At 57.9% G+C, this 26,794-nt stretch carries 25 protein-coding genes; 4 read left to right on the forward strand and 21 right to left on the reverse strand.

Going from position 1 to position 26,794, the window contains the following annotated elements:
• Together PHU01S_RS20440 and lipA are read right to left on the reverse strand one after the other, a co-directional pair.
• Positions 1–520: YutD family protein (locus PHU01S_RS20440; protein WP_127509615.1), on the reverse strand; the 520-nt coding region annotated here is incomplete at its 3' end.
• Between the two features lie 34 nt (positions 521–554).
• Positions 555–1,451: a lipoyl synthase gene (gene lipA, locus PHU01S_RS20445; RefSeq protein WP_048745058.1), complete on the reverse strand. Its 897-nt coding sequence runs from the start codon at positions 1,449–1,451 to the stop codon at positions 555–557.
• A 163-nt stretch (positions 1,452–1,614) separates the two neighbouring features.
• Here lipA and PHU01S_RS20450 point away from each other — a divergent pair, with 163 nt between their 5' ends.
• Entirely contained in the window at positions 1,615–2,637 is a 1,023-nt protein-coding gene (locus tag PHU01S_RS20450) for a M23 family metallopeptidase (protein WP_373864550.1), read from the forward strand.
• Between the two features lie 131 nt (positions 2,638–2,768).
• On the opposite strand, the gene yunB is transcribed toward PHU01S_RS20450, so the two are convergent.
• The 3 genes from yunB to PHU01S_RS20465 form a co-directional block, all read right to left on the reverse strand.
• A complete protein-coding gene (gene yunB / locus PHU01S_RS20455) occupies positions 2,769–3,695 on the reverse strand; it encodes a sporulation protein YunB (protein WP_021879411.1) in 927 nt (308 codons plus the stop codon).
• Positions 3,696–3,889: 194 nt separating this feature from the next.
• Positions 3,890–4,255: a hypothetical protein gene (locus PHU01S_RS20460; RefSeq protein ID WP_048745060.1), complete on the reverse strand. Its 366-nt coding sequence runs from the start codon at positions 4,253–4,255 to the stop codon at positions 3,890–3,892.
• A gap of 80 nt (positions 4,256–4,335) precedes the next feature.
• Positions 4,336–4,770, reverse strand: coding sequence for an RrF2 family transcriptional regulator (locus tag PHU01S_RS20465; protein WP_048745061.1), 435 nt, complete (start codon positions 4,768–4,770; stop codon positions 4,336–4,338).
• 447 nt (positions 4,771–5,217) lie between these two features.
• Between PHU01S_RS20465 and PHU01S_RS20470 the strand changes: the two genes are divergently transcribed.
• Positions 5,218–7,041, forward strand: a complete 1,824-nt coding sequence (locus tag PHU01S_RS20470) for a galactose-binding domain-containing protein (protein WP_053086946.1) — start codon at positions 5,218–5,220, stop codon at positions 7,039–7,041.
• Between the two features lie 195 nt (positions 7,042–7,236).
• Positions 7,237–8,088: an SDR family oxidoreductase gene (locus PHU01S_RS20475; protein ID WP_048745062.1), complete on the forward strand. Its 852-nt coding sequence runs from the start codon at positions 7,237–7,239 to the stop codon at positions 8,086–8,088.
• 91 nt (positions 8,089–8,179) lie between these two features.
• Here the strand turns inward: PHU01S_RS20475 and PHU01S_RS20480 are convergent, their stop codons facing one another.
• From PHU01S_RS20480 to PHU01S_RS20555, 16 genes are all read right to left on the reverse strand, one after another.
• Positions 8,180–8,617: an RDD family protein gene (locus PHU01S_RS20480; protein ID WP_048745082.1), complete on the reverse strand. Its 438-nt coding sequence runs from the start codon at positions 8,615–8,617 to the stop codon at positions 8,180–8,182.
• Positions 8,618–8,652: 35 nt separating this feature from the next.
• Positions 8,653–9,474, reverse strand: a complete 822-nt coding sequence (locus PHU01S_RS20485; protein WP_021879416.1) for an alpha/beta hydrolase — start codon at positions 9,472–9,474, stop codon at positions 8,653–8,655.
• Between the two features lie 112 nt (positions 9,475–9,586).
• Positions 9,587–10,552 (reverse strand): acetylxylan esterase, encoded by a 966-nt coding sequence (locus PHU01S_RS20490; protein ID WP_127509653.1) that lies wholly within the window; start codon positions 10,550–10,552, stop codon positions 9,587–9,589.
• 200 nt (positions 10,553–10,752) lie between these two features.
• On the reverse strand, positions 10,753–11,718 hold the full coding sequence (locus PHU01S_RS20495; protein ID WP_048745063.1) for an ABC transporter ATP-binding protein: 966 nt from the start codon (positions 11,716–11,718) through the stop codon (positions 10,753–10,755).
• The gene (locus PHU01S_RS20500; protein ID WP_048745085.1) at positions 11,711–12,697 is read right to left on the reverse strand and encodes an ABC transporter ATP-binding protein; all 987 of its coding nucleotides are present in this window, start codon (positions 12,695–12,697) and stop codon (positions 11,711–11,713) included. The genes PHU01S_RS20495 and PHU01S_RS20500 overlap by 8 nt, the downstream gene beginning before the upstream one ends.
• Positions 12,698–12,706: 9 nt before the next feature.
• Positions 12,707–13,642, reverse strand: a complete 936-nt coding sequence (opp4C, locus tag PHU01S_RS20505; RefSeq protein ID WP_049869326.1) for an oligopeptide ABC transporter permease — start codon at positions 13,640–13,642, stop codon at positions 12,707–12,709.
• Positions 13,643–13,659: 17 nt separating this feature from the next.
• Positions 13,660–14,613 carry an ABC transporter permease gene (locus PHU01S_RS20510; protein ID WP_049869325.1) on the reverse strand — a complete coding sequence of 318 codons (954 nt, stop codon included), beginning with the start codon at positions 14,611–14,613 and terminating at the stop codon, positions 13,660–13,662.
• A gap of 75 nt (positions 14,614–14,688) precedes the next feature.
• Positions 14,689–16,458: an ABC transporter substrate-binding protein gene (locus tag PHU01S_RS20515; RefSeq protein WP_127509618.1), complete on the reverse strand. Its 1,770-nt coding sequence runs from the start codon at positions 16,456–16,458 to the stop codon at positions 14,689–14,691.
• 203 nt (positions 16,459–16,661) lie between these two features.
• The gene (locus tag PHU01S_RS20520; protein WP_048745066.1) at positions 16,662–17,567 is read right to left on the reverse strand and encodes an ArsR/SmtB family transcription factor; all 906 of its coding nucleotides are present in this window, start codon (positions 17,565–17,567) and stop codon (positions 16,662–16,664) included.
• A 93-nt stretch (positions 17,568–17,660) separates the two neighbouring features.
• Positions 17,661–18,365: an ABC transporter ATP-binding protein gene (locus PHU01S_RS20525; RefSeq protein WP_049869323.1), complete on the reverse strand. Its 705-nt coding sequence runs from the start codon at positions 18,363–18,365 to the stop codon at positions 17,661–17,663.
• Positions 18,362–19,147, reverse strand: a complete 786-nt coding sequence (locus PHU01S_RS20530) for an ABC transporter ATP-binding protein (protein WP_127509620.1) — start codon at positions 19,145–19,147, stop codon at positions 18,362–18,364. The genes PHU01S_RS20525 and PHU01S_RS20530 overlap by 4 nt, the downstream gene beginning before the upstream one ends.
• A gap of 24 nt (positions 19,148–19,171) precedes the next feature.
• Positions 19,172–20,452, reverse strand: coding sequence for a branched-chain amino acid ABC transporter permease (locus PHU01S_RS20535; RefSeq protein ID WP_049869838.1), 1,281 nt, complete (start codon positions 20,450–20,452; stop codon positions 19,172–19,174).
• A gap of 9 nt (positions 20,453–20,461) precedes the next feature.
• Positions 20,462–21,445 carry a branched-chain amino acid ABC transporter permease gene (locus tag PHU01S_RS20540; RefSeq protein ID WP_048745067.1) on the reverse strand — a complete coding sequence of 328 codons (984 nt, stop codon included), beginning with the start codon at positions 21,443–21,445 and terminating at the stop codon, positions 20,462–20,464.
• A gap of 85 nt (positions 21,446–21,530) precedes the next feature.
• Positions 21,531–22,739, reverse strand: a complete 1,209-nt coding sequence (locus PHU01S_RS20545) for a branched-chain amino acid ABC transporter substrate-binding protein (protein WP_048745068.1) — start codon at positions 22,737–22,739, stop codon at positions 21,531–21,533.
• A gap of 354 nt (positions 22,740–23,093) precedes the next feature.
• Complete coding sequence (locus tag PHU01S_RS20550) at positions 23,094–24,857, reverse strand: glycoside hydrolase family 13 protein (protein WP_127509623.1); 1,764 nt, start codon at positions 24,855–24,857, stop codon at positions 23,094–23,096.
• Between the two features lie 125 nt (positions 24,858–24,982).
• On the reverse strand, positions 24,983–25,879 hold the full coding sequence (locus tag PHU01S_RS20555; RefSeq protein ID WP_127509627.1) for a LysR family transcriptional regulator: 897 nt from the start codon (positions 25,877–25,879) through the stop codon (positions 24,983–24,985).
• Between the two features lie 130 nt (positions 25,880–26,009).
• On the opposite strand from PHU01S_RS20555, the gene PHU01S_RS20560 reads away from it, so the two are divergent.
• Positions 26,010–26,756: an SDR family NAD(P)-dependent oxidoreductase gene (locus PHU01S_RS20560; protein ID WP_127509631.1), complete on the forward strand. Its 747-nt coding sequence runs from the start codon at positions 26,010–26,012 to the stop codon at positions 26,754–26,756.
• Positions 26,757–26,794: the final 38 nt, after the last annotated feature.

A 26,794-nucleotide genomic window follows, 5' to 3' on the forward strand; every position in this document is an offset into this window, starting at 1 on the left:
CGCGCCGCTCGGTGGCGGCTGCGGCTTCCCCGCCGCCGCCGGCTTCCGCAGCGGCCTCGCCTTGCTTCGCGTCGGTTCCGTCGGCTTGATCGCTGCCGCGCTTGCCGGAGGAGCGGTCGCCGCGGCCGCGCCGATCGGCTGCCGGCGGACGGCTGTAGCTGTCCTCTTCGAATCGGCGCACGCCAGGCACGATCACAATGTCGTCCGGACCCGGCTCCTCCGGAGGGGCATCCGGATCGGCGCTGAGCGGCTCCTTCAGCTCCATGATGAAGTAAGCGCACCCGAAATTGCAATATTCATTGACATATTCCATGATAGCGGAAAAAGCCGTATCCCGGTTCGCTTTGGGGCTATCGTCCCGATAGAAGCCCTTGAGCCTGAGCTGGCTGTAGCCCCAGTCGCCGAGAATATAATCGTAGCGCTCCAGGATGTCGCTGTAGCGATCGCGGAACACCTCCGCATTCCAGGCGGCTTTGTGCTCATGGATAAGCTCGTACTTTCTCGTGCCGACGAATATCAAGTCCGTACCCTCCTCGCGGGCAGGCAGCTGCTGCTTAGACGCCTGCAGCCGCTCCAGTTGCGGATTTCACCTGTTCATGCGCATGGTAGGAGCTGCGCACCATAGGACCGGATTCCACGTGGCTGAAGCCGCGCGCCATTCCTTCTTCCTTGAGCTGCTTGAACTCGTCCGGATGGACGTAGCGCTCGACAGCCAAATGGTTCGGGGACGGCTGCAGATACTGGCCCAGTGTCAGAATATTGCAGTCCACGGCGCGCAGATCGTCCATTGAAGCCAGAATTTCTTCGTATTTCTCTCCGACGCCCAGCATGATGCTGGATTTGGTCGGAATGTCGGGATTCATTTCCTTGGCGCGCTTCAGAAGCTCCAGCGAGCGGGCATATTTGGCGCGGGCCCGGACTCGGTCGGACATGCGCTCGACCGTTTCGATGTTGTGGTTGAGGATGTCCGGCTTGGCGTCCATGACAATCTGCAGCGATTCCCGCTTCCCGAGAAAATCGGGAATGAGAACTTCGACGCTGCACAGCGGAAGCCGCTTGCGGATGGCTTTGATCGTCTCGGCGAAAATCATCGCGCCGCCGTCGGAGAGGTCGTCGCGTGCAACGGAGGTGACGACGCAGTGGCGCAGTCCCATCTGCTCCGCAGCTTCGGCCACGCGCTCGGGCTCCTGGAGATCGAGCTCCGTCGGCAGGCCCGTCTTGACCGCGCAGAAGCGGCAGGCCCGCGTGCAGATATCGCCCAGAATCATGAAGGTTGCCGTGCGGTTGGCCCAGCATTCGTAAATATTGGGGCAGCGAGCTTCCTCGCATACCGTATGCAGCGTCTTGGAACGCATCATATCTTTAAGCTCGGCATAGTTGCCGTCCGTCGACAGCTTGATCTTCAGCCATTCCGGCTTCGGGAGCTTCGGCTTGGGAGCTCTCGTGCTCATGAAATCCCCTGCTTTCCTGTAAATCGCTCATAAATCGCGTATAAGGTACGATAGCGTCAAACTGTCATCTATTATAACATGTTTCGGATAAAAACCAATCGCCATGCAGAACCTAGGGCAAAGCTTCATTTTGCCGTGGAGGTGGAATACCGTGTTGAAAAGAATGATGTTCGCGGCGGCCTCGATTTTGCTGCTGTCCGCAGGCTGCGGAGCCGCATCCGCCGCGGCCGTGCCGGAATCCGCCGGACAGGAGCAGGCTCTGGAAGCGTCGTCCAAGGAAGAGCGCAAGCCGGTATACGCCCGGATGGCGCTTCTTACCGGGCTGTCCTGGGAGCAGGTCGCCGCCCTCGACCAATACGAGCGGACCCTCGGCAAAGCCCGTCCCAAATCAAGGCCGAAACTCGGGAAATGGGCTGGCTTATATGTGACCCCGGAACAATGGACCGGCGCTCTCAACCCCGATGCCGATGACCGCAATCCCGATTCCATCCTCGTCTTCGGCGGGATAGGCAAGGACGGCGACGGTGACGGGAAGGCCGATCCGGCCAGCGACCTCGATCTGCTGTACTCCCAATCGGCCGCGGTCGCCAAATATGGAACGGCGCCGGACGATTTCGTCATCGGCGTGTGGGAATACTACCATAATATCCGGGCCGTCCAGCGGGTGAGCCAATTCGCCCAGCTGTACAAGACCTACGGACGGGTCGATCTGTCCGGAAGCGCGTTCCCCGTCCCCGTTGGAACCAACTACTCCTATCGCAGCACCTGGGGCACCGCGCGCGGCTGGGGAGGCCATCGGACGCACGAGGGAACGGATATTTTCGCGGACTACGGCCTTCCTGTGCGGAGCACCTGCTACGGCATCGTCGAGAACATGGGCTGGAACAACTACGGAGGGTGGAGAATCGGAATTCGCGACGCCGAGAACCGCTACCACTATTACGCCCATCTGTCCGGCTTCGACAAATCGCTGAAAACCGGACAAGCCGTCACGCCCGGCCAGACGCTCGGCTGGGTCGGCAGCTCCGGATACGGCAAGCCCGGCACATCGGGAAAATTCCCGCCCCATTTGCATTACGGCATTTATCGCGACCGGGGCATGGTGGAGTGGGCTTTCGATCCTTATCCGCTGCTGAAGCAGTGGGAGCGGCAGGAGCTCAAAGCCAAGAAGGCGAAAGGGAAATGATTCCGCAAATAAAGCAGGCGGAAGGCTCGCGGCCTTCGCCTGCTTTATTGCTTGTCTGTTGATAAATCAAGGCTCGCCGCTCGCCTGAACCAGCGCATCGGAGTTATCCTGGAGGCTGTGTCCCCTCTCTCTCAATGCTGCCCGGAGCCGCCGCCGGCCGTTTCCGGAGTCGTCGGGACGGGAGGCAGGGCGAGAGCAGGCGCGCTGGCTTTCGCGTCGCCGACCGGATTGCCTTTGCCATCGTAATAATAGCTCGGAACATCGCCGACCACCATCAGATAAGAGACCGGTATTTCCGTCTCCAGCGACTGGGAGCTGGAATCGAAAGGAATGATGACGGCCAGCTCGGTTTTGATCCGGATATAGACCTCAACCAGAACCATGTTGATGCCGGCATCGCTTTTGCGCGTGCCCAGCTCCACCTGAGCGTCTCCGAGCGGCTCGAAGCGGACCGGAATGCGGGGACCGAAGGAAGACAGCAGCGCGCTTCCGAAAGCCTGGCCGATCGGAATGCCCTCCTTGAACTTGTCGCTGTCCTTCAGCGTGCTTTGCACCGTCTGGACCGTTTGCGCGGTTATTTTCATATGCTCGTTGTAATTCATCATGAAAGCGGCTATCTTGCCGTTGTCGCCTGTCTTCCAATCGATCAGGTTCTGCAGATCCGTCCCGGAAGCCACCTGTTCCGTAATCGCCTTGTTGATCGCTTCGGTCATGATCTGCTTCACCTTGATCTGCGCCACCCTCATCAAAGGGGGCTGAAGCTTTCTTTCGACGAACACGTATGCGTTCACCGTGCCGGCCAGAACGAGAAGGGCCAGAAACAGCAGCCACCACCGCTTGCGGATTTTCCGCGGGCGCGGAACGGATGGAGGCGTCCGCCCTTGAACTCGAACAGCGCTCATTCTTCGCGAGGCCGTTCGGGCCGACGGCCTCCACTGCGCGGGCGGCTTGGAAGCTCCGGGCCTCCAGCCTCCGGAAGCACGCGGCTTGGCCATGCGCATTCGTTTGGCCGGAGCAACCGGCAGCTTCCATCTGACTCGCCTTCCCCATCGGGCCACTGGCCATCCCTCCCGGCTTCAATCGCTTTTGCTACAGCCTATGCGTACAAGGCCGCAATCAGAAGGACAATGCCGGGATTTCAGCTATGACCCGCTCCTGCGAAAAAGCCCCTGCCTGCAAGCTGCAGACAGGGGCTTGCCGGAATCATCGCCGCCCGCGTGAGCAGTTGGCGTGCCATTTGCGGCTGCCGTACTCATTCATAGACAGCGAAGCGATGCACGGGACCCCCGTTAGCCGGGCTGGAAGCCGCATTTTCGTCGACGCCGGAAAGACGGGCTGCAAGCTCCTTGAACCAGTCCTCGTCCTTGGTCATCAGCGCCAGCTCGATCAGGCTTCTCAGTTCCGCATCGGCGGCAGGCTTATGGACATCCAGCTTGCGCACCTTCGATGTTCTCGCTCCGACCTTTTTGCCTACGATGCGTTCGCGGTCGCTCTGGGTAACGTGGATCCGGCAGGTGTCGGAGTCGACCGAATCGATAAAACCGATGAAGCGTTCATCCATGACTGTAGTCCCGCTGACCCAGTCCCCCATGCCGATAAGGTAATCTACTGAACTCATTTTCCCATGCCTCCCCAGAATCTATATTCAAAAAAGTGACAGTTAGCTCGTAAAACGTCTCCGCACCAACGCTCGGCAGCCTATCCGAGCGCTGCGGTCCGGGCGGACTTGATGCGCTCCAGCACGTCGCGGATCGTCATGCTTTCCAGATGCTGAAGCAGCTTCTCCTCGGTTTCCATGAAGATGACATCCATGACGTTCGCCATATTGCAGGCGACAAGACAATCTCCCTCTTCGGTACCGGAGCACCACGAAGGCTTCATCGTTCCGATGGAGGTCGCTCGGTAAATCTCGGCCAGCGTCACGCTCTCCGGGCTGCAATGAAGAATATAGCCCCCGCCCAGCCCTTCCTTGGTCACAACGTAATTCCGCTTTTTCAAGCAGCTCATCACTTTGCGGACTCGAGAGGGATGCGTATTCACGTTGTTCGCAATCGCTTCGCTCGTCGCCATCCGATCAGGGCGGTATGCCAAATAGACGAGGCTATGCACGGCAATCGTGAATTCACTGTTCATGATATCCTCTCCCCTCTGCAAGCTTACTGTTATTCTATCGGTAACAGTTGTCGAAGTCAACTGAACCTGGAATGACGATTGAACGGCCTACTCGCCACTGCCGGCGCTCACCGGAGCGTGCAAGCCGCGCCGTCATCCAATGCCTAACCGGCACAATGGAAGGAGTATGGGTGCCAGCACTCATTTACTCGAATATAGGCGGCTTTAAATTCTTTTAAATTAAACAAAATTAAATTGTTGCAAAAGTTTTATTCGAATCCTATACTATTGTTGAATTATGGAAACGCATTCATTTATTCTGAAGGAGGTGACCGTCGCTTATCGAATCGCCTTGAGGCGCAGTCGCCGGCTTCCTATGGAAAGCAGCTGCTGCCGATTTTGCTCCAAGCAGCATGAGTCGGCACCAAGGTAAGGCTTGGCCCATCAACCTTCAGGAGGTTTTGTAACGTGTCCATTTCCCGCCCCGCCTGGCTGTGCGCTATTGCGCTGATTCTGGTCTCGATTGCGCTCGGAGCCGTCCACTCCCCTTCCGCCGAGGCCGCAACGGTCAACCTGGCGCTAGGCAAGCCGGTAACGGTCTCCTCGGTCCAAAGCTCCGAATATGGCGGCTCCAACGCCGTCGACGGCAATACATCCACCCGCTGGTCGTCCAATACGAGCGATCAGCAGTATATCATCGTCGATCTGGGCGCAGCCCGCTCCATCTCCAGCGTTGTGCTGCGCTGGGAGGCCGCTTATGCCAAAGGCTTCCAGATTCAAACGTCGAACGACAATTCGACCTGGACAACCGTCTATTCCAATTACAGCGGCACAGGCGGCACCAACACGATCACCTTCACCGCCAGCGCCCGCTATGTGAAAATGTACGCCTTCACGCGCGCGACCGCCTACGGCTACTCCCTTTACGAATTCGAAATTTACGGCGACGATGGCGGCAGCTCTTCTACCGGAAATCTGGCTCTCGGCAAGCCTGTCACCGTCTCCTCCACCGAGGATTCCACGACTCCGGCATCTAATGCGGTCGACGGCAATGGTTCCACTCGCTGGAGCTCATCCTATGCCGACCAGCAGTTCATCTATGTCGATCTCGGGTCCCCGCAAAGCATCGCCAAGGTCGTGCTGAAATGGGAAGCGGCCTACGCCAAGCAGTTCCAGGTGCAGACCTCGACCGACAACAGCACCTGGACGACCGTTTATTCCAATTACAGCGGCACCGGCGGCACCACAACGATCACCTTCTCTCCCGCGTCAGCACGCTATGTCAAGGTATATCTGATCCAGCGCGCTACGAGCTACGGCTTCTCTCTCTATGAATTCGAGGTCTACAACAGCGCCGGGGGCGGAAGCGGCACCGGCGTCGCGGCCGTCAAGCAGCGCGTTCTGGATTACCTGAACGGAATTTCCGGCAACCATACGATCGTCGGCATCGAGAACAAAAACGCCGGTACGCCGACAAGCGACAGCAACACTGTCGCCTCCATCGCCGGACGCACGCCCTCCTTGTGGGGCGGCGACTTCGGCTTCGGCAGCGGAGCTGTCGACAAGCGCCAGACGATGATCAACGAAGCCAAAAACCAGTTCAACAAAGGCGCGCTCGTCACGCTGATGTATCATGCCTGCGCTCCGAACCGGGATGAATACTGCAGCTGGGACGATATCGGCGGAGCCAATCCGGCCAAGCTGACCGATGCCCAATTCACCCAGCTCACGACGCCGGGAACGAGCCTGTACAACGCTTGGATCGGCCGCCTCGACACGCTGTCGACGTATTTGCAGGACCTGGAGAACAACAATGTCGTCGTCCTGTTCCGCCCCTTCCACGAGATGAACCAATGCGTCTTCTGGTGGTCCTGCCACAAAGGGTCGAACGGAACCGCCAAGCTGTACCAGATCACGCATGATTATTTGACGAATGCAAAAGGACTGGAGAACATCATTTGGGTCTGGAACATCCAGGACTTCTCCAATCTCAGTACGGAAATCGACGCCTACAATCCGGGTGCTTCCTACTTCGATATCGCTTCGCTGGACGTCTATAACACGGGATACACCACGACGAATTACAATACGATGCAACGAGTGTCGGGCGGGAAGCCGATTGCGATCGGCGAATGCCAGTTCATGCCTTCCTCCTCGCTGCTCGCCAGCCAGAACAAATGGATTTACGCGATGCTTTGGCCGGACTTCATCGAGGACAATCGAAGCGCGCTCCCGGGCATTTACGCTGCCGCCAACGTGTTGACGCTCGATGAAATGCCGGGCTGGAAATAGTCAGGAGCATCGCCTTTCCAGCCATGGATCGACAAAAAACGTCCGGCACAGACTTCTCCTCGCCTTCAGGTCCGCATGATGCGGGCCTGTTCGGCTTGAACTTCATGTTCGCGTCAGCTTGACCCTGGCATGGTCCCGCTATATGGTTTAGTTATGAAAGAATGGATCGCAACGAAATCGCAGGAGGAATGCCCAATGTCAAAAGCAGCAGCCATTACCGGAGCCTCGTCCGGAATCGGCCTCGCATCGGCTCTGAAGCTTGCCTCGGAAGGCGTCCGGGTTTATGCCGGCACGCGTAATCTGGAGCGTGATTCCATGCGTCATGCCGGAACGGCCAATCTTACTTTTCTGGAAATGGAGGTTACCGATCCCGCTTCTCTGGAGCGCGCCTTTCGGACGATTGAAGAAGAGCAGGGCCGGCTCGATCTGCTGTTCTGCAACGCCGGATTCGGCTGCTTGCGAGCGCTCGGACAAGCGGAGATGGCCGATATCGAGCGTGTATTCGATACCAATGTGTATGGGGTGATGAATACGATCCGGGCCGCTCTTCCGCTGCTTCGGCGTTCCGGGCAAGGATATATCATGACGACTTCAAGCGTCGGCGGACTCGTCGGGCAGCCTTTCAATGAAATTTACTGCGCAAGCAAGTTCGCGGTGGAGGGACTGATGGAAAGTCTCGCTACCTATTACAAGCCTGCCTTCAACATCGATATCACGCTGCTGGAGCCGGGTGCGATCGCGACCGAATTCACCGGTACGGTCATGAATCATCTGCAGCAGACCGGCGGGATTCTGGAAGACGAGTACAAGCCGATCCTCACCCGGTATATGGACAATTTCGCTGCCCGCACCTCGGTGCCGCAAACCTCCGAATCCGTGGCCGAAGTCGTCTGGAGTCTCGTGCAGGCGGCGGACAAGCCGCTTCGCATCCGCACTTCGGAGGCAGCGGAAGCCTTTGCCCGATTCAAGACGGAGCAGGATCCGACCGGTCTTATCGGTCTGAAGAATACGCGCAGGCTTCATTTGAACATAGACGAGGAACAATAGAACATTCCCATCATACCAACTCCAAACAACCCGCGGCCAAGGGAACGCTGACGTTCGCTTAGCCGCGGGTTGTTTGTCTTGTTCGCGGGCTTTATTCCTTTATGACCCCGGTACCGGCGATAAAATCATGAATAGAGCGCTTGTCCTCTCGAACGCCGACCCTAATTGCGCTCGCAATGGCTCCAACGCCAAGTGTGATGGCGTAGACAAGGCCCGCTACCAACGTACGCAGCAGCATGGTGCCGACACCTGGCGGCTGTCCGTCGCTGACCTTCACGATTCGTATGCCGCATATCCGTTTCCCAACGGTGTACCCGTACCAAAAGACAGGCACAAGCAAGGAATACAGAAACATCAATAAATTCGAAATAAAATCATCCCCAAAATCCCTTCCGGTGAAAAGCATGAAGAGAAGGGAAATCGGCAGTGCAACAATAAGAGAGTCAAGAAGGCTCGCGCCCAGCCGAATCCAAAAGCCGGCATTTTCATTTCCGTTCGTTTCTGTCCCTCTTTCCGGTTGATCCTTTATGATATGGCTGTATATGTACTCAATACAAACCGAAGCTACAAACCATCCTCCACACGTCCAAACCCTTGCCGCTGGAGCCAAAGCCCGCAGACGGCGTGCCAGTTCGCGACATGGGGATCCTCATCCGCGAGGCCCATGCCGTGCCTTCCCTTCTCATAGACATGCAGGTCGAACGGTACGCCGGCGCGGCTGAGAGCGGCTGCAAGCATCAGGCTGTTCTCTACCGGGACGGCGCCGTCGTCCGATGTATGCCAGAGAAACACGGGCGGAGTGTCTGCGTTTACGTGAAGATTCGGACTCAGCCGTTCCACCAGCGCCGGATCGGGATCAAGGCCGAGCAGATTGATGCGGGACCCTTCATGGGTATAGGCGAGGTCCATCGAGATGACCGGGTAGCAGAGGATGGCCGCGTTCGGCCGGCTCGATATCCGGTCCTCCGGATCCTGGGCATCCGGCCGGCCGTCATCGTACAGCGTCGCCGCAGTCGCGGCGAGATGCCCGCCTGCAGAGAAGCCGAGCACGCCGATTCGATCCGGATCGAGGCCCCATTCCAGCGCATGATAGCGAACATGGCGTATGGCGCGCTGCACATCGTCCTGCGGGGACGGATACGTATAAGGCGCGACTCTATAACGCAACACAAAAGCAGAAATTCCGAGGCCGTTCAACCACAGCGCGACCGGTTCTCCTTCATGCTCGGCCCGCATCCCATAACCGCCGCCAGGGCATACGACGACGGCGCTTACGGCGCCTTCAACCAGGTAAGCCTCCAGCGCCGGACGGTCCTCCTCTCCGTCGCCCGCTGCCAGAGGTGCGCCGGAAGGCCATAATTCGATCATTTGGCGATTGTCGCTCATGACATGCCATCTCCTTTTTCCATTTCGTTCCCCTGCAAGCCATGTCTCTGCTTAAGCGGAGACAATTGAAACCCGATCTTGCCTGAAGCTATTGCTTCGCGAATCCATCCCGCTACGCAAACCAACCCGGAAACTTCCGCTGCAAATAGGCCAGCTTGGCCTCGGTCTGCCTCGACCCGCCGCCCTCGTGGCCATTGAACGGATAAATGTTCATCTCCTTCTCCGTCCGGATCCGGTTATAGGTCGCGAAATACATCTGCGGCGGACAGACCTCATCCTTGAGGGCGACCGAAGCGAGCACCGGACAATGGATGCGGTCGGCCATGTTCATCGTGTCGAAGTAGCTCAGATTGTCCAAAACGAGATCCGTCTGCTCCGGATGCCGCTTCAAATATTCCGTGACGCCGCCGAAAGCGCCGTGGCAGCCCTCGACGCGGGCCTCGAGATTGCTGTTGCTCGGCACGTCGACCAGGACGGCGGCGGGACGGTCGTCCAGAGCCGACACTGCCATCCCGAGCGCCCCGCCCTGGCTGACGCCTTCGATGACGATGCGGGTCGGATCGATCTCCGCCTGGGCGCAGGCGAAGTCGATCGCCTTGAGACAGTCCATATAGGCATACCGATAATAGTACTCCATCTTGTCATGAACGCCTTTGACGGCGACGTTCCCGACAAAGCCATGCGTGTAGGAAGCGCTGTTCCCGGTCGGTCCGCCCTGGTCGCGGCAGTCGACGGAGAGCACGGCAAGGCCCATCATCGCCCAATGCATATGATCCGACGGCTCGCCTCTGCTTCCCGAGAAGCCATGATAATGGATGAGGCAGGGATAGCTTTCCTTCTTCAAAAAATGCGGAACGATCAGCCATCCCCGGATGGAGGTCTCGTCCATTCCGTTATAAGCGATATCGTAGACGCCGACATGCCGGCTCGGATAGTCGATCTCCGTCCGCTGAGGCTGCAGAGGCACCTTCTTGGCCTGATTCAAAGTAAGCTCCCAAAAGGCCTCAAAATCCTCCTTTTTAGTCAGCCCGGGCAAATAACCGTAGAGCTCCTTCGTTGCCTTCTCGATATATCCCATTCCCGCTTGATGCTCCCTTCTGATCGACTCGAAAAACCAATCCATGCTTTCAACATTCGACTATAACGCCTGTAGTCCTCCCTTGAGGCAATCTCCTTTTGCTTTCGGTCCGCTGTGCACGGCATTGTGCGCTCGTACAAAAAATCGCCTTCCCGGCCTCGTCTCGAGGGGAAAGGCGATTCTGGATTTCAAGCAAGCCGTCAAGCCAAATGACAGGCCACATAATGCTCTCCGCCCATATGGCGGAACTCTGGAACCTCCAGCCTACAGCGCTCCACGGCCAGCGGGCAGCGCGTATGGAACTTGCAGCCGGATGGCGGGTTGGCGGGATTCGGGATATCCCCCCGCAGCACGATCCGCTCCCGCTTCAGCTTCGGAATCGGCACCGGCACCGCCGACAGCAGCGCCTTCGTATACGGATGGAGCGGCGTGAGGAACAGCTCGTCCCGCGTGCCCGTCTCCATCATGGACCCGAGGTACATGACCCCGATCCGGTTGCACAGATGCTCCACCACGCTGAGATCGTGAGAGATGAACAGATAGGAAAGATTCCGGGTCTCCTGCAGATTGCGGAACAGGTTGATGATCTGCGCCTGGATGGAAACGTCGAGCGCCGACACCGGCTCGTCCGCGATGATCAGATCCGGATTCAGCGCAAGCGCGCGGGCGATGCCGATCCGCTGGCGCTGTCCGCCGCTGAATTCATGGGGCAGACGGTCGATATGGTAAGCCGACAGCCCGCAGGAAGCCAGAACCTCCTGCACCCGCTCCCGGATCTCTTCCTTCGGTACCAGCCCGTGGTCCAGGAGCGCCTCGCCGATGGCATCGCCGATCCGCACGCGGGGATTGAGAGAGCTGTAAGGATCCTGGAAGATCAGCTGCAGCTCGGGACGCAGCTTGCGCAGTTCTTCGGAAGGAAGATGATACAGATCCTTTCCTTTGAAGCGGACTTCGCCTTCCGTTTTTTCCGTCAGCCGCACGATCGTTTTGCCGACGGTGCTCTTGCCGCTGCCGGACTCGCCGACAAGCCCGAACGTTTCGCCCGGACGAATCGTCAGGCTGATGTCGTCTACCGCTTTGACATGTCCGACGGTGCGGTTCAGCACCCCGGCCTTGATCGGAAAGTATTTCTTCAGATGCCGCACTTCCAGCAAAGCCTCAGACATGGGCCAGCGCCTCCTCTTCATACAGCCAGCAAGCCGTTTTCTGGCCTTGCCCGACATCCTTCAGCTTCGGCTCCCGGGTCCGGCAGATCTCCATGCAATGCTGACAGCGATCGTGGAAGTAGCAGGATTCCGTCAGCTCAAGCGGATTCGGCACTTGTCCGGGAATGGAATACAGCGTGTCCTTGCGCTGGTTGATGATCGGCTTGGACTTCAGCAGCCCTTGCGTATACGGATGCTTCGGATTGTTGAACAGCTCCACGACTTCGCCTTCCTCGACGACCTTGCCGGAATACATGACCACGACGTAGTCGGCCATCTCCGCGACGACGCCGAGATCATGCGTGATGAGCAGGATCGACATCCCGCCTTCATCCTTGAGGCTGCGCAGCAGGTCCAGAATCTGAGCCTGGATCGTGACGTCGAGAGCGGTCGTCGGCTCGTCGGCGATGAGCAGCTTCGGATTGCAGGACACCGCGATCGCGATCATGACGCGCTGCAGCATGCCGCCGCTCAGCTCATGCGGATACGAGTCCATGATCTGCTCCGGCCGCGAGATTCCGACGAGAGTAATCAGGTCGATCGCCCGCGCCCGCGCCTCCTTCCGGCTCAGCTTGCGATGCTCCATCAGCGGCTCGACAATCTGCTCGCCGATCTTGAGCACCGGATTCAGCGACGACATCGGCTCCTGAAAGATCATGGCAATGTCGTTGCCGCGCACGGTCCGCAGCTCGTTCGCCTTCATGGCAAGCAGATCGCGGCCGTCGAACTCGATGGCGCCTCCGACGACTTTGCCGGACGGGCCTTCCACCAGCCCCATGACCGACATCGCCGTAATGCTTTTGCCGCAGCCGGATTCCCCGACGATGCACACCGTTTCGCCGGCCCGCACATGCAGGCTCACTCCGTCGACGGCCCGCACCGTGCCGGCTTCCGTGCTGAAATGCGTTTTCAGTTGCTCAATATGCAGCAAGTCTTTCACGACCCGCACCTACCTTCCCTTTTTCGGGTCCAGAACGTCCCTCAGACCGTCGCCGAAAATATTGATGGCGACTACCGTCACGAAGATGGAGAGACCCGGCGGAATCCACAGCCAAGGACGCTTCTCGAAATCGATCATGTTGTTGGCCGCGTCGATCATGTTGCCCCAGGTCGGAGTCGGCGGCGTGACGCCGAGGCCGAAGAAGCTGAGTACGGACTCGCTGAGAATCGCGCCGCCGATATTCAGCGTGGCGATGACGATCAGCAGCGGCACCAGATTGGGAAACAGATGGTTGAACAGCTTGCGGCGGCTGCGCAGGCCGAGCACCGTCGTCGCCTGCATGAACTCGCGTTCCCGGAGGCTGAGAATCTGGCCCCGGACCATGCGGGCCAGTCCCGGCCAGCCGACGATCGCCAGCATGATCATGACGATGTACATCCGGTAGTCGGGAGGAACCTTCCATTCCGAGAGGAGCGCGCCTGCGATGAAGAGCAGGGGAAGGCTGGGAATGGTCAGCAGCAGATCCGCCACTCGCATGATGATCTGATCGGCTACGCCGCGGTAATAGCCGGCGATGATGCCGAGCAGGCCGCCCAGCAAGACGGACAGCACCATGGATGCCAGTCCTACCGTGAGCGAGATGCGGCCCGCCTGGAGCACGCGGGTCAGCACATCCCTGCCGAGCGCATCGTTGCCCAGCCAGTGCTTGGCGCTTGGGGCTTTGTTCATCAGCGCCATATTGATCTTGTTGTCCGCGTACGGAGAGAACATGGGGCCGAGGAAGCAGACCGCAAACATGAAGACGACGACGGCAAAGCCGAATACGGCCAGCTTGTTCTTCAGCAGCCTGCGGAGAGAATCGCTCCAGAGCGAGGACTTCGCCGCCGCTTTCGCTTTCGCGCCGGCCTTGCCCGGTCCGGCGAGCTCGCCTTTTGCTAGTGACATGAATGACAGCCTCCTTCCTAGAGTTTGACGCGCGGATCCGCCACGCGGTACAGAATGTCGGACAGCAGCGTGCCGATGACGGTCAGAACGGCCAGGAACATTGTGAAGCCCATGAGCAGCGGATAATCGCGCAAGCCGAACGACTTCATGTACAGCTGGCCGATGCCCGGCCAGTTGAAGATGCTCTCGATGATAAGCGAGCCTCCGAACAGAGCCGGCAGCTCAAAGCCGACGAGCGTAATCGCCGGCAGCAGGGCGTTGCGCAGCGCGTGGGTGAACAGCACCTTGCGCTCGGTCAGCCCTTTGGCCCGCGCCGTGCGGATATAGTCCTGCTTGAGGACATCGATCATATTGCTGCGGAAGTATCTCGTCAGAGAGCCGAGGCCGAGCAGCGTCATGACGGCGACCGGCAGCGTCATATGGCGGATGACTTCAAGAGCATAAGCCCAGCCGGTCGCATTGCTGCCTGTCGTCGTCATGCCTCCCGGCGGAAGCCAGTGGAAATCGACCGCGAAAATCTTGATCAGGAACAGGCCGATGAAGAAAGAAGGAATCGACATCGCTCCGAATATGACCAGCATGACGATCGTGTCGAACCAGGAATACTGCTTGTACGCCGCGATGACGCCAATGACGACGGCGATGAACCAGGTGAGGAAGGTAGACACGACGGCGAGCAGGAATGAATTCCAGATGTACTCGTTGAAAATCGTCAGCACCGGCTTCTGCTGCGCGAGCGAGTAGCCGAAGTCGCCGTGCAGGGCGTTGCCCATCCAGGTGAGGTACCGTTCCATCAGCGGCTTGCTGAGGCCGTAAATCTCGCGCAGCTCTGCCTTCCGCTCCGGCGTCAGCTTGATGTTCCCGCTGATGAAGTCGCCCGGCGTCAAGGCATACAGCGAGAAGATCAGGAAGGAGGCTGCCAGCAGGATCAGAATCATATAGCTCAGGCGGCGGATCAAATATGTGCTCATATCGGCTCCTTAACAGGTCATCCCCTGCCGCGCTCAGCCCGGCAGGGGATGGATTCTTTTATCGCAGCGAAACGATTACTGGACGTCCTTGAGCGACCATTGCGGCAGGCTCGCCGCCAGGCCGTAGAACGGGCTCACAGCCAGATTCTCGATCCTGGCGTTGTACGCGTACACGCTCTTCTTGTAGCTTGTGAAGATGACCGGAAGCTCGTCGTTCAGCAGCTGGTAGATTTCCTTGTAGATCGCTTTGCGCTGCTCGATGTCGGTCGTCTCCAGACCTTTTTTGTACAGCTCGATGAATTTCGGGTTGCTGTAGCCTTTGACCTCTCCATCCACGAACTGCATCAGGCCGTCCGAAGGATCCGTAAGCATCGGAGTCGAGAAGGAGACGAGATCGTAATCCCCGCCTTCCACCTTGGAGACGAGAGAGTTGAAGTCGGCAAAGATTTCCGGCTGGAATTCCACGCCCAGCGCCTGATAGTTCTCTTTGGCTACGGCGATGAAGATATCCGTGTTCTTGCTCTTGGAGCCGAGATAGTGGATCGTCAGCTTCTTGCCGTCCTTCTCGCGGATGCCGCCAGCGCCTTCTTTCCAGCCGGCTTCGTCCAGCAGCGACTTCGCTTTGTCCAGGTCGTACTTGTACGGGTTGATGCCTTCTTCCGTGTACGCCCACGAGATCGGGGACGAAGGAATGTTGGCGATGCTGCCCGCTCCCTGCGCCGCATCCACGTAGATGCTTTGACGGTCGAGGCCGTAGGTCAGCGCCTGGCGCACCTTTTTGTCCTTGAGCGCTTCATGCTCCAGGTTCACCTGCAGGTAACCGTATGTGCTCGGCGTATACGGAACGATATTCACGAATCCGAGAGACTTCAGCTTGTCGATGTTTTCCTGGGTGGCGCTGAAGGAGGCGTAGTCGACCTCTCCGGTCTCCAGGTACTGCCAAGTGTCGCCTTCGGATGTTTTGTAGATGAAATTCGGCGTTTTCGGCTTGTCGCCATAATAGTTCTCGTTGGCTGCGAAGCGCACTTCCTGCCCAGGCGTGAACTTGACCAGCTTATAAGGCCCGGTGCCGACCGGAGTGGTGCTCAGCGACTTCATGTATCCCGTGTCGCCTTGTTTGTAGTCTTTGCCGTAGTACGCCTTGGACAGCACATCGCCGCCGAGCGTCGTCAGCGCGGCTGCATTGGCCTTCTCCAGCGTCACGCTGATCGTCTGCGGATCCGCGATCTTGATGCCTTCGATGGAAGCGGCCTTGCCTTCTTTATAAGCGTCGGAGCCTTTGATGCCGAGAGTGTTCACCTGCGAGTCGCCGTCATAGGACTTGTCGTTCAGAATCGTCCAGGTGAAGGCGACATCCTCGGCCGTAAGCGGCGAGCCGTCGCTGAACTTCAGTCCCTGGCGCAGATGGAACGTATACGTCCGTCCATCCTCGGAGGCTTCCCATTTCTCGGCCAGACCCGGGATCGGCTCCGCCTTGTCGTTCACGAGAACGAGCGGGGTGTACAGAAGGGAGGATACGTTGCCGTCATAACCGCTTTGCTGGAAGTAAGGCGTAAAGGCGCCGCTCGGATCCGTCAGGCCGACGATGATCGTGTCGGTGCGCTGCTTGGCTGCCGCCGGAAGCTTGGATAGGTCGGCTGCCTGGATCGCTCCCGCAGCTCCGTCCGTCGAGGCGCCGCCTGCATTGTCCGCGCCTGCGTTCACGGCTGTGTTCGTGGATCCCGTTGCTCCGCCCGAATTGGCGGCGCTGTTTCCGTTGCCGCTGTTGTCCGAGCATGCGGACAGCAGCAGCGTTCCTGCCAGCAAGATGGAAATGGATGCAGAGACTGTCGTTCTTTTTTTCATAAGACCCTCCCGCTCAATCGAATAGTAGTGTATAATTCCGATTGATTAAGTATGAATTACTGAATTATCCCCATTATAGGAGCCTTGTTCGGTTCTGTAAAGAGAGAACTTTAAATATTTTCTCCTTACAAAGAATCTACGAGGCCACAAAAAGAACCATTCCAGTCGATCGTGACATCGAATCTAAAATGGTTGGGTTCGGCTCAGCCTTCGATATAGGCTTTCAAAGCCGCCTGCATCCTCTCCAGAGTCCCTTGCCGCAGGCTGTACACGGTCAGCGTCTCCCCTTCGAAATGGGCGTGGATGAGCCCGGCGCTCCGCAGCTTGCCGACATGGTCATGCGTAATCCCCTTGGACAGCTGCAGATGTCTGACGATCTCGATGAAGCTGCGCGGTCCTCCATGCAGGTAACGGAGAATTTTGAGCCGGCTCTTCTCGCCGAGGGTTCGGATGACGCGGAAATCATGGGCGGAGAGGAAGTCCTCCTCGCTCATATCGATTCTGGCGGAATAGTAGCAGATCGTAAGCCGGCGGAAATGGCTGATGATATTGACCGGCTGGAAATGCATCTGGGGGATAAGCACCAGATCCTCCAGTCCCGGCACCGTCTCGAACACGAGACCGTTGGTCGTCTCATCGACGAAAGCCTTCTCCTCCGACCGGGGCAGGACCGCGTTCCGCTCCTTCTCTACTTGCCTCAGCCTTTCCAGGACCGCCGGATCGGCCGAGTGGAAATATTGCTCCTGCCAGCGGGAGAAGACGGAAGCCGTCAGCTCCCTGAACGCCGCCATATCCTCCGGGAACTGGCTGCTGTAGGGCGCCATCATTTCGTACATGTCTCCTGCGCTCAGCCCGCGGAGCCAAGCGACGAAGCCCGCGGCGTCATCCGCGGGACACAGGTGGATCAGCAAAAAGGTGAACTTCCAGTTGGCGTCGATCGCCAGCTCGTCCAGCAGCGCGGCAAAATCCGGCGTGAGCCGATCTCTGACCTCCGCCGCCCATGAGGACGGAAGATCGAGCTTTTTATGGGACTTGCGGCATATATAAGCGTGCAGACTGCTCATCGCTTCATGCAGCGGCTTGAACATGATGTGGACTTGATAGGTCATAATGGCACGCCCTTTTTGCGCTATCCTTAAAGATACCAGTTTGGGCGTATTCTACACGAAAAACCGTTTGTTCTGCAAGCCAAAAATCAAGCCTCAGGCCAAGTAGCTTTCTTTGACCTGCTCATCGGCGATGAGCGAGGACGCCTTGCCCTGCATCGTAATTTCCCCGGTCTGGATGACATAGCCCCGATCCGCGATTTGCAGCGCGTGGTAGGCGTTCTGCTCCACGAGCAAAATCGTCATGCCGGACGCGTTGAGCTCCTGGATGATTTCGAAAATCTGATCGACAAGCACAGGCGCCAGCCCCATCGACGGCTCGTCGAGCAGCAGGATATCCGGCTTCATCATCAGTCCGCGGGCGATCGCCAGCATCTGCTGCTCCCCTCCGCTCATCGTGCCGCCCGCCTGCCGGTATCTTTCCTTGAGCCTGGGGAAATAAGCGAACGCCTGCTCGATCCTTTCCTTGACGAGAGCTTTGTCCTTGACGGAAAAAGCCCCCATCTCCAGATTCTCCTTGACCGTAAGCTTTGGAAAAATCCTTCTGCCTTCCGGGACGTGGGCGATGCCGGAGGCCGCGATCTGATGGGGCAGCCAGGAGGAGATCGCCTCCCCTTTGAAGCGGATTTCTCCCGAGGTTTTGACCTGTCCGCATATCGACTTGAGCGTGGTGGACTTGCCGGCTCCGTTGGATCCGATCAAGGTGACGATCTCGCCTTCGCCGACGGTCAGCGATATTCCCTTCAGCGCTTCGATTCCTCCGTAATAAGCCTGCACCCGGTTCAGCTCCAGCAAGCTCATGCCATCACCCCCTCTTCCACGGCGTTTTTGCCCAAATAGGCTTCAATGACCTTCGGATTGTTGCGGATGGCGGCCGGGCCTCCTTCCGCGATCTTCTCCCCATGATCGAGCACGAGGATATGCTCGGCCAGCTGCATGACCAGCTTCATGTCGTGCTCGATCAGGATGATCGTCAGCTCGAGCTCCCGCTGCATCCTGCGGATCAGCGCAGTCAGCTCGGCCGTCTCGCGCGGATTCATCCCCGCCGCCGGCTCGTCCAGCAGCAGCACCTTCGGCTGGACGGCAAGAGCCCGGGCGACCTCCAGCTTCCTTTGCGCGCCGTAGGGCAAGCTGGACGCCTCCTCGTTGAAGTGCCTTTCAAGGCCTACATACTGGAGCAGCCGGTAAGCCTTCCGCCTCGCTTCCTGCTCCTCGTGGCGCACTTTGCCCCATCCAAGAATAGTGCCGGGCGTCCCCGACTTGAGATGGATATGCATGCCGACCATGACGTTTTCCAGGACGCTCATGCTTCCGAACAGACGGATGTTCTGGAACGTCCGCGCGATGCCGAGCTTTGCGATCACATGCGGCTTGACCCGTACCAAGGATTTCCCGTCCAGCTCGATGCGGCCCCCGTCCGGAACATAGATGCCGGTGATCAGATTGAAAAAGGTCGTTTTCCCTGCCCCGTTTGGACCGATGACCGCAGATATTTCTCCACTGGGGAAGCTGTAATCAACTCCATTGACGGCAACGAGGCCGCCGAAGCGCTTTTTGAGACTTGCAACCGTCAGTATCGCCATGAGGCACCTCCCCTATCGAACTCTTCATTTGCGGATGGCCGCCCTGCCGGCAGGCGCCGGATAGACGCCGCTTCCCGCGACGGATTCCAGACTGACTTTGCGGTTGCGCGCCCGGATCAGGCCGTTCGGCCGGAATATCGCGAACAGGATCAGGATCAGCCCGAAAATCAGCCGCTGCATTTTGGAAGGAGACAACGCCGTAGGGATCCCGATGTAGCCGTTGTTGGATAGGGCGTTCAGCGCGCTCGTCAGTTCGGTCAGCACCTGCAGATTCAGGATCGTAACGAGGCTCGCTCCCAATATCACCCCCGGCACGCTGCCCATTCCGCCCAGCACGACCATGACGAGAATGGTCGTGGATTCCACGAGCGTGAAGCTCGTCGGATCGATGAAGGTCTGCTTGGCTGCGAATACGACGCCCATCATGCCGGAGAAGGACGCTCCGATCGCGAAGGCGGTCAGCTTGGTCCGAATCAAAGGGATGCCCATCGACTGCGCGGCGATCTCGTTCTCGCGGACCGCCTTCCACGATCGACCGAGCCGGGAATGCTCCAACCTGCGCACCGCGAAGATGACAACGGCAAGAATCCCGATCACGATAAAGTAAAATTGATGGGGAAACGTGAACTTGAAGCCGAACAAATCCGGCGGCTGGATGGAGGAGAGGCCCATGGCGCCGTTGGTGATATTGATCGGCTTCTCCATATTGTTGAAGATGATCCGGATGATTTCCCCGAATCCAAGCGTGACGATGGCCAGATAGTCGCCTTTGACGCGAAGCACGGGCAGACCGAGCAGAATGCCGAAGATGCCGGCCATGAAGCCGCCCAGCAGGATGAAGATCCAGAAGCTGCCGCCCGGGAGCGGGAACAGGCTGCCGGGAATGAAATTGTTCGCCTGCGCTGTGGCGAAGATGCCGTACGTGTACGCTCCGACCGCGAAAAAGGCGACGAAGCCCATATCCAGAAGGCCGGCAAAGCCGACGACGATGTTGAGGCCGAGCGCCATGGCGACATAAATGCCGCATTGAGCCGCGACTTCCATATAAGCCTCGTGCGACGATCCCCCGGAGGCCGCGAAGGGAATGACCAGCAGCAGCAGGATGCCGGCAGACGCCCACTTGATGCCGTTTGAAAAGCCGGTGTAATACAGCAGCAGCAGCGAGCCGAGCAGCAGCAGGAAGGCGAGGACGGACTTGTCCATCAGATAGACGGCACCGGATGTCACGACGACAAAAGCGGCCAGAAGCCCGGCCTGCAGGGACTTGCTGCCGGCAAGCCTCTCGCGGGTTGAATTGATTTCCATATCCGCCACCTACACTTTCTCTTTGACGGCTCTGCCGAACAAGCCCTCGGGTTTGAAGATCAGGACGATGATGAGAATGGAGAAGGCGAAGACGTCCTTGTATTCGGCTCCGAAGCTGCCGCCGGTCAGCGTCCCGAGGTTCGAGGAGGCGAACATCTCCAGAATGCCGATGACGAAGCCGCCGAACATCGCGCCGCGGATGTTGCCGATACCTCCCAGAACGGCTGCCGTGAACGCTTTCATGCCGAGAATGAAGCCGATATAGGGATCGATTGTTCCGTACTGCTGGGCGAACAGCACGCCGGTAGCTCCGCCGAGCGCAGAGCCGATGAAGAACGTCAGGACGATGACCTTGTTCACATTGATCGACATGAGGGATGCCGTCTCGCGGTCTTGGGCAACGGCTCTCATCGCAACTCCCCATTTGCTCCGGTTGACGAACCGGTCCAGGGCGACCATGAGCAGCAGGGCCGCGCCGAGAATAATGAGGGTGTTGGTTTTGACGGTCGCATCGCCGAATAGGCTGCTGATGGAGGAGGCGGGCAGGCTCATCCGCTCCCCGTAAAGGGAGCTGCTGCTCACGATATAATTGCCTGTCCGCAGCTCTGCGATGAAGCGGACGACGTCCTGGAGAACGAAGGAGACGCCGAAAGCGGCAATGAGCGAGATCAGCTTCGGAGCCTTGCGCAGCGGGCGGTAAGCCACCCGCTCGATGCCCACCCCGAGCGCGCCGGTGAACATCATCGCGATCAGCATGATGAGCAGATAGAAGAGCCACGGCGGCAGGCTGGCGGCGAGTCCCGTTCCTTGGGCAGCGAGCAGCACAGCCGTGCCGACGAAAGCGCCCGTCATGAAAATTTCTCCGTGCGCAAAATTGATCAGCTCAAGAATTCCATATACCATCGTGTAGCCCAGCGCTACAACCGCGTAAATGGCTCCTAGCGCCAAGCCGTCGATCAGCACCTGGGGAAGCGTATGCAGGATGTCGTTCATCTTATGGGCTCCTCTCCGATTCAAAAAGCAGGCGCGGAACGGTTCCTTGCGGGAATCGCGCACGCCTGCACGGCTTGTCCGGCTGCTACTGGCTGACTTCCGAAATCATGCTGCCCGGATAGGAAGCTCCTTCGAATTTGTAGATGAACACCTTGGCATACTTATTGTCGCCTTTGTCGTCGAAGCTCACTTTGGTCGCTACGCCTTCAAAGTCCTTCGTCGCCCGCACCGCATCCCGGATCTTCTCGCGGGCAGGCAACTTGCCCCCGTTGTCCTCGATGCTCTTCTTGACGGCGGCAAGCATGACCGACATCGAATCATAGGCATAAACCGAGTAGCCTTCCGGTCCTTTGCTGAATTTCGCCTGGTAGCTGTCCGCCCACTCTTTGTTGGACTTCGTTATGTCCCCTGCGACGGAGCTGTACAAGGTGCCGGCGACATCCGGTCCGGCGATGTCCGCCATGCCGGAGGAATCCAGCGCGTCGCCGCCCATGAGCGGGGCCGTGATCCCTTTGTCCTTCGCCTGTTTCACAAGCAGGGCGCCTTCGGCGTACATTCCTCCGAAGAAGATGAGATCCGGCTTCTTGCTCTGGACGGTCGTCAGCACGCCGTTGAAATCCTTCTCACCGACCGTTATGCCCTCATACCCGACGATGGATGCTCCCGCTTCCTTGGCCGCATCCCGGAAAGCTTCGGCCAGTCCCTGGCCGTAAGCCGTCTTGTCCTGAATGACGAAGATGTTTTTGGCATTCAGCGTCTTCACCGCGTATTGGGCTCCGGCAGGGCCCTGGAAGTCGTCGCGCGCGACGACGCGGTTGGCCACCTTGAGCTTGCGGTCGGTGAACTCCGTCGCCGTGCTGGCGGGCGAGATCATCGGCAGATTGTATTTTTCATAGACGACAGAGGAGGGAATGGAAACGCCGGAATTCAGATGGCCGATGACGCCCACGACGGCCTGGTCGGCGCCGATCTGCTCGGCGTTGGCGACACCCTTTTTGGCATCGCTCTGGTCGTCATACGGGACCAGCTCAAGCGTAAAGCCCAGCTTGGAGAACTCGTCCTTGTGGTCGTCGAGCGACAGCTGGGCTCCGAGCTTGATCGCCTCTCCCTGAATCGAGCTTCCGCCCGACAGCGGAGACTGCGAAGCGATCTTGATGACCTGTCCGCCGCTTTTGGCCCCGCTCTCTTGATTCGATGACGAATTGCCGTTTCCGGAGCCGCATCCGGCTGCCAATGCCATCACCAGAACAATCGCGGCAAGCCCTTTTCCTTTTCCAATCCCCTTTGATTTCATTCATTGCCCTCCCGTTTCGTGTAATATTACTTGACGCATATGTGACGAACGCAAGGTTAGTATACCTACGAAGATGACGTTCAGCAATCCGGTGTAACCTATCCTTTTACAGTTTGTAAAAATATAATTCCCATAAATAGGGAACGGGATATTAACAGGAAGAGTTATCCCTCTCATTTATGGAATGAAATTTCAAATTATTATTGAAACGAAGATTATTTATATCATTAATCCGATTTTGCCAACAAATTCTGCTGGGCCATGGAATGGTTTCAACGCAAATAAAGACCCTCGCCGTCTTCCGACTCAATCGGGGACGATGAAGGTCTTTCGTTGTCGAAGGCTGTTTAGGAACTAAACCGTTTCGGTGATGGGCGATTGGCCATCCGCTGCAGCAGGAGGCTTCATTCCGGCTGCAAAGCCTGCGCTCCCCTGCACGCCGACCAGCTTGTACACTCTGGACTCGTAAGGTTTCAGCGCGATTTCGGCGATATTCTCATCGGCATCCGTCAGGTAATTGGCAAGCAGCAGCTCGGAAGGGCGGAAGGCATATTCCTCAGGAAGCTGTGCGGTCGCCTTGACAGGGAACAGATTGCAGAGAACGAGCAGCTTCTCGTCTCCATAGGTTCTCGTATAGGCGTATATTTGCGGATGGTCGGCCAGAATCAGGTCGTAAGTCCCGTATACGGCGGCGAGATTTTCCGCACGCAGCCGAATCAGGCGCTTGTAATGATGGTAGATGGAATCCGGATCCTCCATCGCCTGCTCGACGTTGATCTCCGAATAATTCGGATTGACCTTGAGCCATGGCGTTCCTTCCGTGAAGCCGCCGTTCTCTTCCCGGCTCCACTGCATCGGCGTGCGGGAGTTGTCGCGTCCGGTTTTCCAGATGATCCGCATGATTTCGTCATGGCTCATGCCGTTTTCCGTTTCGAACCGGTACAGGTTCTTGATGGCTACGTCATTGTAATCATCGATGGAAGGGAACTGGACATTCGTCATGCCGATCTCCTGGCCCTGATAGATGAACGGCGTTCCCTGCATCAGGAAATACATCGTCGCCAGAGACTTGGACGATTCCTTCCAATAGACGCTGTCGTCGCCCCAGGTGGATACGGAACGCGGCTGGTCGTGGTTTTCCAGGAACAAAGCGTTCCATCCCATTCCTTCCAGCCCTTTTTGCCAGCGGGTAAGCGTGGACTTCAGCTGCGCCAGATCGATGCCTCCGGCAACGCTTTTGTTCCATAGGCCCAGATGCTCGAATTGAAAAATCATGTTGAAAGCGCCGTTGTCCTCGCCCACCCATACCTCGGCATCCTGAACCTTGACGCCGTTGGCTTCGCCGACGGTGACGATATCGTATTTCGCGAACGTCTCTTGCTTCAGCTCTTTCAGAAACTCATGGATTCCCTCGCGATTCATGTGCCCGTCGAAGGAAGGGACATACTTCAGATTTTCGGGATTCGGCATATCCGTAAGTCCCGGAATCTTCTTGATATGCGAGATGGCGTCCACACGGAAGCCGTCGATGCCCTTGTCCAGCCACCAGTTGACCATTCCGTACAGCTCTTTGCGGACCTCGGGATTTTCCCAGTTCAGATCCGGCTGGCGGCGGGAGAAGATATGCATGAAATATTGTCCGCTCTTCTCGTCGAATTCCCATGCCGGGCCGCTGAAGATGCTCTCCCAGTTGTTCGGCTCGCTGCCGTCTGCCGCAGGATCACGCCAAATGTAGTAGTCCCGCTTCGGATTCTCCTTGCCGGAGCGCGACTCGATAAACCATGGATGCTCGTCGGAGGTGTGGTTGATGACCAGGTCGAGAATAAGCTTCATCCCTCTGGCATGCACTTCTTCCAGCAGGAGATCGAAATCCTCCATCGTGCCGAACTCGGCCATGATATCCTGATAGTCGGAAATATCGTAGCCGTTGTCGTCATTCGGGGATTTGAAGACGGGGCAGATCCAAATGATGCCGATGCCCAGCCCCTTGAGATAATCGAGCTTGGAGATGATGCCCTGCAGATCTCCAATTCCGTCTCCGTTGCTGTCCATGAAGGAACGCGGGTAAATCTGATAGGCCACGGCTTCTTTCCACCATTGAATGGATGCGGTTTGCATGGTGCTTGTCTCCTCTTATATAGACCGGAATTTTCTTTGTACAAACGTTTGCATAAAAGCAATTATAGCATAATTCAAAGGAGTGGAAAAAGCCTCATTTTCATGATTGACGCCGGTCGCGCCGCCTATTCCTGCATGCGCTTCTTCAGCAGTCTGCGAAGCCTTCCCGCCAGCAGGCGGACCGCTTGGGACGGCTTGCGGTCGCGCGGCCTGACCAGCCATAGGCTTAGATCCGAGTCCGTCTGGATCGACAGCGGCACCGCGATGATATCCGAACCGGCTTCTTCCTGGATGCCGCGGAAGGAGTAATCCGTCCCGAGGGTGGCGGCCATATTCCTTCGCACGGCCAGCAGGAGCGCATCGCGGTTGTTTGTGCGGAACAGCACCGTGGCCGCCGGTCCCAATGCGGCAATGATCGCTTCAAGATGTTTGTCCGGATAGATGACCAGGGGCAGCTGCTCCAAATCCTTCATGGTTACGGAAGCACGCGACACCAGGGGATGCTCCCTGCCGACTCCAAGCGCCATCTGGCCGTCGGCGATTTTCTCCAGCCTTATATCCGGGTATTTCGCATCGGCTTCGGACACGATGAGGCCGATATCCGCCTTGCCTTGACGAATGTCCTCAATGACCTCCTGAGTGCCCTTTTCCCCGATCTCCAGCTCCAGCGAAGGAATATCCTCTCTAAGCTCAAGCAAAGCATGGACGAGCAGCCAGGTAGGAGCCGGGACAGTGGAAATGCGCACTTTCGCATTGACCAGCTTTTGGCATCTCCCCGCCTCGGCAAGCAGCTCTTCCGCCTCGCCCAGAATCCGCTCCGCCAGTCTGACGATCCGGCGCCCTTCCTCCGTTATGGCGGCTCCCGTGCGCGAGCGCACGAACAGCTGCACGCCCAGCTCCTGCTCCAGCCTCGTAATGGCGCGGCTGATGGCGGCTGCGCTGAGATGAAGCTGAGCGGCAGCCTCCGACACCGTTCCCGTTCTCGCAACTTCAGTTATCATTTCCAGCTGATCGAAATTCATGTTGAAACCCCTTCGTTAACCCCAGGTTAAGGCAGCTTGACCAATAGGAAGTATACGCTTTCCGGAGACAGAGATACAATGGAGCAGAAATGGAACGGCATCGATTCAGAACAAACAGGAGGCTGTTATCATGTCCAAACGCACAGCGGTTATTACAGGCGGAGCCAGCGGCATCGGCAGGGCGGCCGCGCTCAAATTCGCATCCAAGGGTGATCAGGTCATCGTGGCGGACTTCAACGAAGCCGGCGGCAGCGAAACGGTCGAGCTCATCCGCGACGGCGGCGGCGAAGCGGCTTTTGTCCAGGTCGATGTTTCCTCTCAGGAAAGCGTGAAAAATCTGGTGGAAACAGCTGTCGTCACTTACGGCAGCCTGGAAGTCATGTTCAACAACGCCGGCATCGGCGGCGCAGGTCCGGTTTTGGACCAGAACATGGACCTTTATCATAAAACGATTGCCGTCAACCAGCACGGCGTCGCCTACGGCATCATCGAGGCCGGCCGCAAGATGAAGGAGCTGGGCGTCAAAGGCGCCATCATCAATACGGCATCCGTATTCGGCTTCCTCGCTTCCCCCGGAACCTTCGCCTACCACGCCACGAAAGGCGCGGTCATCATGATGAGCAAATCGGCCGCTCTCGAGCTTGCCCCGCACGGAATCCGCGTCATCGCCGTCGCTCCCGGAGCGGTCGACACGCCGATTATCCAAGGCTACAAAAGATCCGGCCTGCTCGACAGCATGAAAGCCAAGGTCATGGGGGGCGAGCTGACCAAGCCGGAGAGCGTCGCAAGCTCGGTGTACCTGCTGTCGCTTGAGGAAGCTGACGCCATCAATGGCAGTGTCGTCATGGTCGATCAAGGATACGCATCGTTCAAATAAACGCATAAGCGTTAAAAGGTCAGAAAAGCCCGCATTCC

The organism is Paenibacillus humicus NBRC 102415 (genome assembly GCF_004000905.1).
In the GTDB taxonomy this organism is placed as follows: Bacteria; Bacillota; Bacilli; order Paenibacillales; family Paenibacillaceae; genus Paenibacillus_O; species Paenibacillus_O humicus.

Coding starts and splice junctions, on each gene's coding strand:
- lipA (WP_048745058.1), bottom strand. CDS start 1,451: ATGAGCACGAGAGCTCCCAAGCCGAAGCTCCCGAAGCCGGAATGGCTG.
- PHU01S_RS20450 (WP_373864550.1), top strand. CDS start 1,615: ATGATGTTCGCGGCGGCCTCGATTTTGCTGCTGTCCGCAGGCTGCGGA.
- PHU01S_RS20460 (WP_048745060.1), bottom strand. CDS start 4,255: ATGAGTTCAGTAGATTACCTTATCGGCATGGGGGACTGGGTCAGCGGG.
- PHU01S_RS20465 (WP_048745061.1), bottom strand. CDS start 4,770: ATGAACAGTGAATTCACGATTGCCGTGCATAGCCTCGTCTATTTGGCA.
- PHU01S_RS20475 (WP_048745062.1), top strand. CDS start 7,237: ATGTCAAAAGCAGCAGCCATTACCGGAGCCTCGTCCGGAATCGGCCTC.
- PHU01S_RS20485 (WP_021879416.1), bottom strand. CDS start 9,474: ATGAGCGACAATCGCCAAATGATCGAATTATGGCCTTCCGGCGCACCT.
- PHU01S_RS20490 (WP_127509653.1), bottom strand. CDS start 10,552: ATGGGATATATCGAGAAGGCAACGAAGGAGCTCTACGGTTATTTGCCC.
- PHU01S_RS20495 (WP_048745063.1), bottom strand. CDS start 11,718: ATGTCTGAGGCTTTGCTGGAAGTGCGGCATCTGAAGAAATACTTTCCG.
- opp4C (WP_049869326.1), bottom strand. CDS start 13,642: ATGTCACTAGCAAAAGGCGAGCTCGCCGGACCGGGCAAGGCCGGCGCG.
- PHU01S_RS20510 (WP_049869325.1), bottom strand. CDS start 14,613: ATGAGCACATATTTGATCCGCCGCCTGAGCTATATGATTCTGATCCTG.
- PHU01S_RS20515 (WP_127509618.1), bottom strand. CDS start 16,458: ATGAAAAAAAGAACGACAGTCTCTGCATCCATTTCCATCTTGCTGGCA.
- PHU01S_RS20520 (WP_048745066.1), bottom strand. CDS start 17,567: ATGACCTATCAAGTCCACATCATGTTCAAGCCGCTGCATGAAGCGATG.
- PHU01S_RS20525 (WP_049869323.1), bottom strand. CDS start 18,365: ATGAGCTTGCTGGAGCTGAACCGGGTGCAGGCTTATTACGGAGGAATC.
- PHU01S_RS20530 (WP_127509620.1), bottom strand. CDS start 19,147: ATGGCGATACTGACGGTTGCAAGTCTCAAAAAGCGCTTCGGCGGCCTC.
- PHU01S_RS20535 (WP_049869838.1), bottom strand. CDS start 20,452: ATGGAAATCAATTCAACCCGCGAGAGGCTTGCCGGCAGCAAGTCCCTG.
- PHU01S_RS20540 (WP_048745067.1), bottom strand. CDS start 21,445: ATGAACGACATCCTGCATACGCTTCCCCAGGTGCTGATCGACGGCTTG.
- PHU01S_RS20545 (WP_048745068.1), bottom strand. CDS start 22,739: ATGAAATCAAAGGGGATTGGAAAAGGAAAAGGGCTTGCCGCGATTGTT.
- PHU01S_RS20550 (WP_127509623.1), bottom strand. CDS start 24,857: ATGCAAACCGCATCCATTCAATGGTGGAAAGAAGCCGTGGCCTATCAG.
- PHU01S_RS20555 (WP_127509627.1), bottom strand. CDS start 25,879: ATGAATTTCGATCAGCTGGAAATGATAACTGAAGTTGCGAGAACGGGA.
- PHU01S_RS20560 (WP_127509631.1), top strand. CDS start 26,010: ATGTCCAAACGCACAGCGGTTATTACAGGCGGAGCCAGCGGCATCGGC.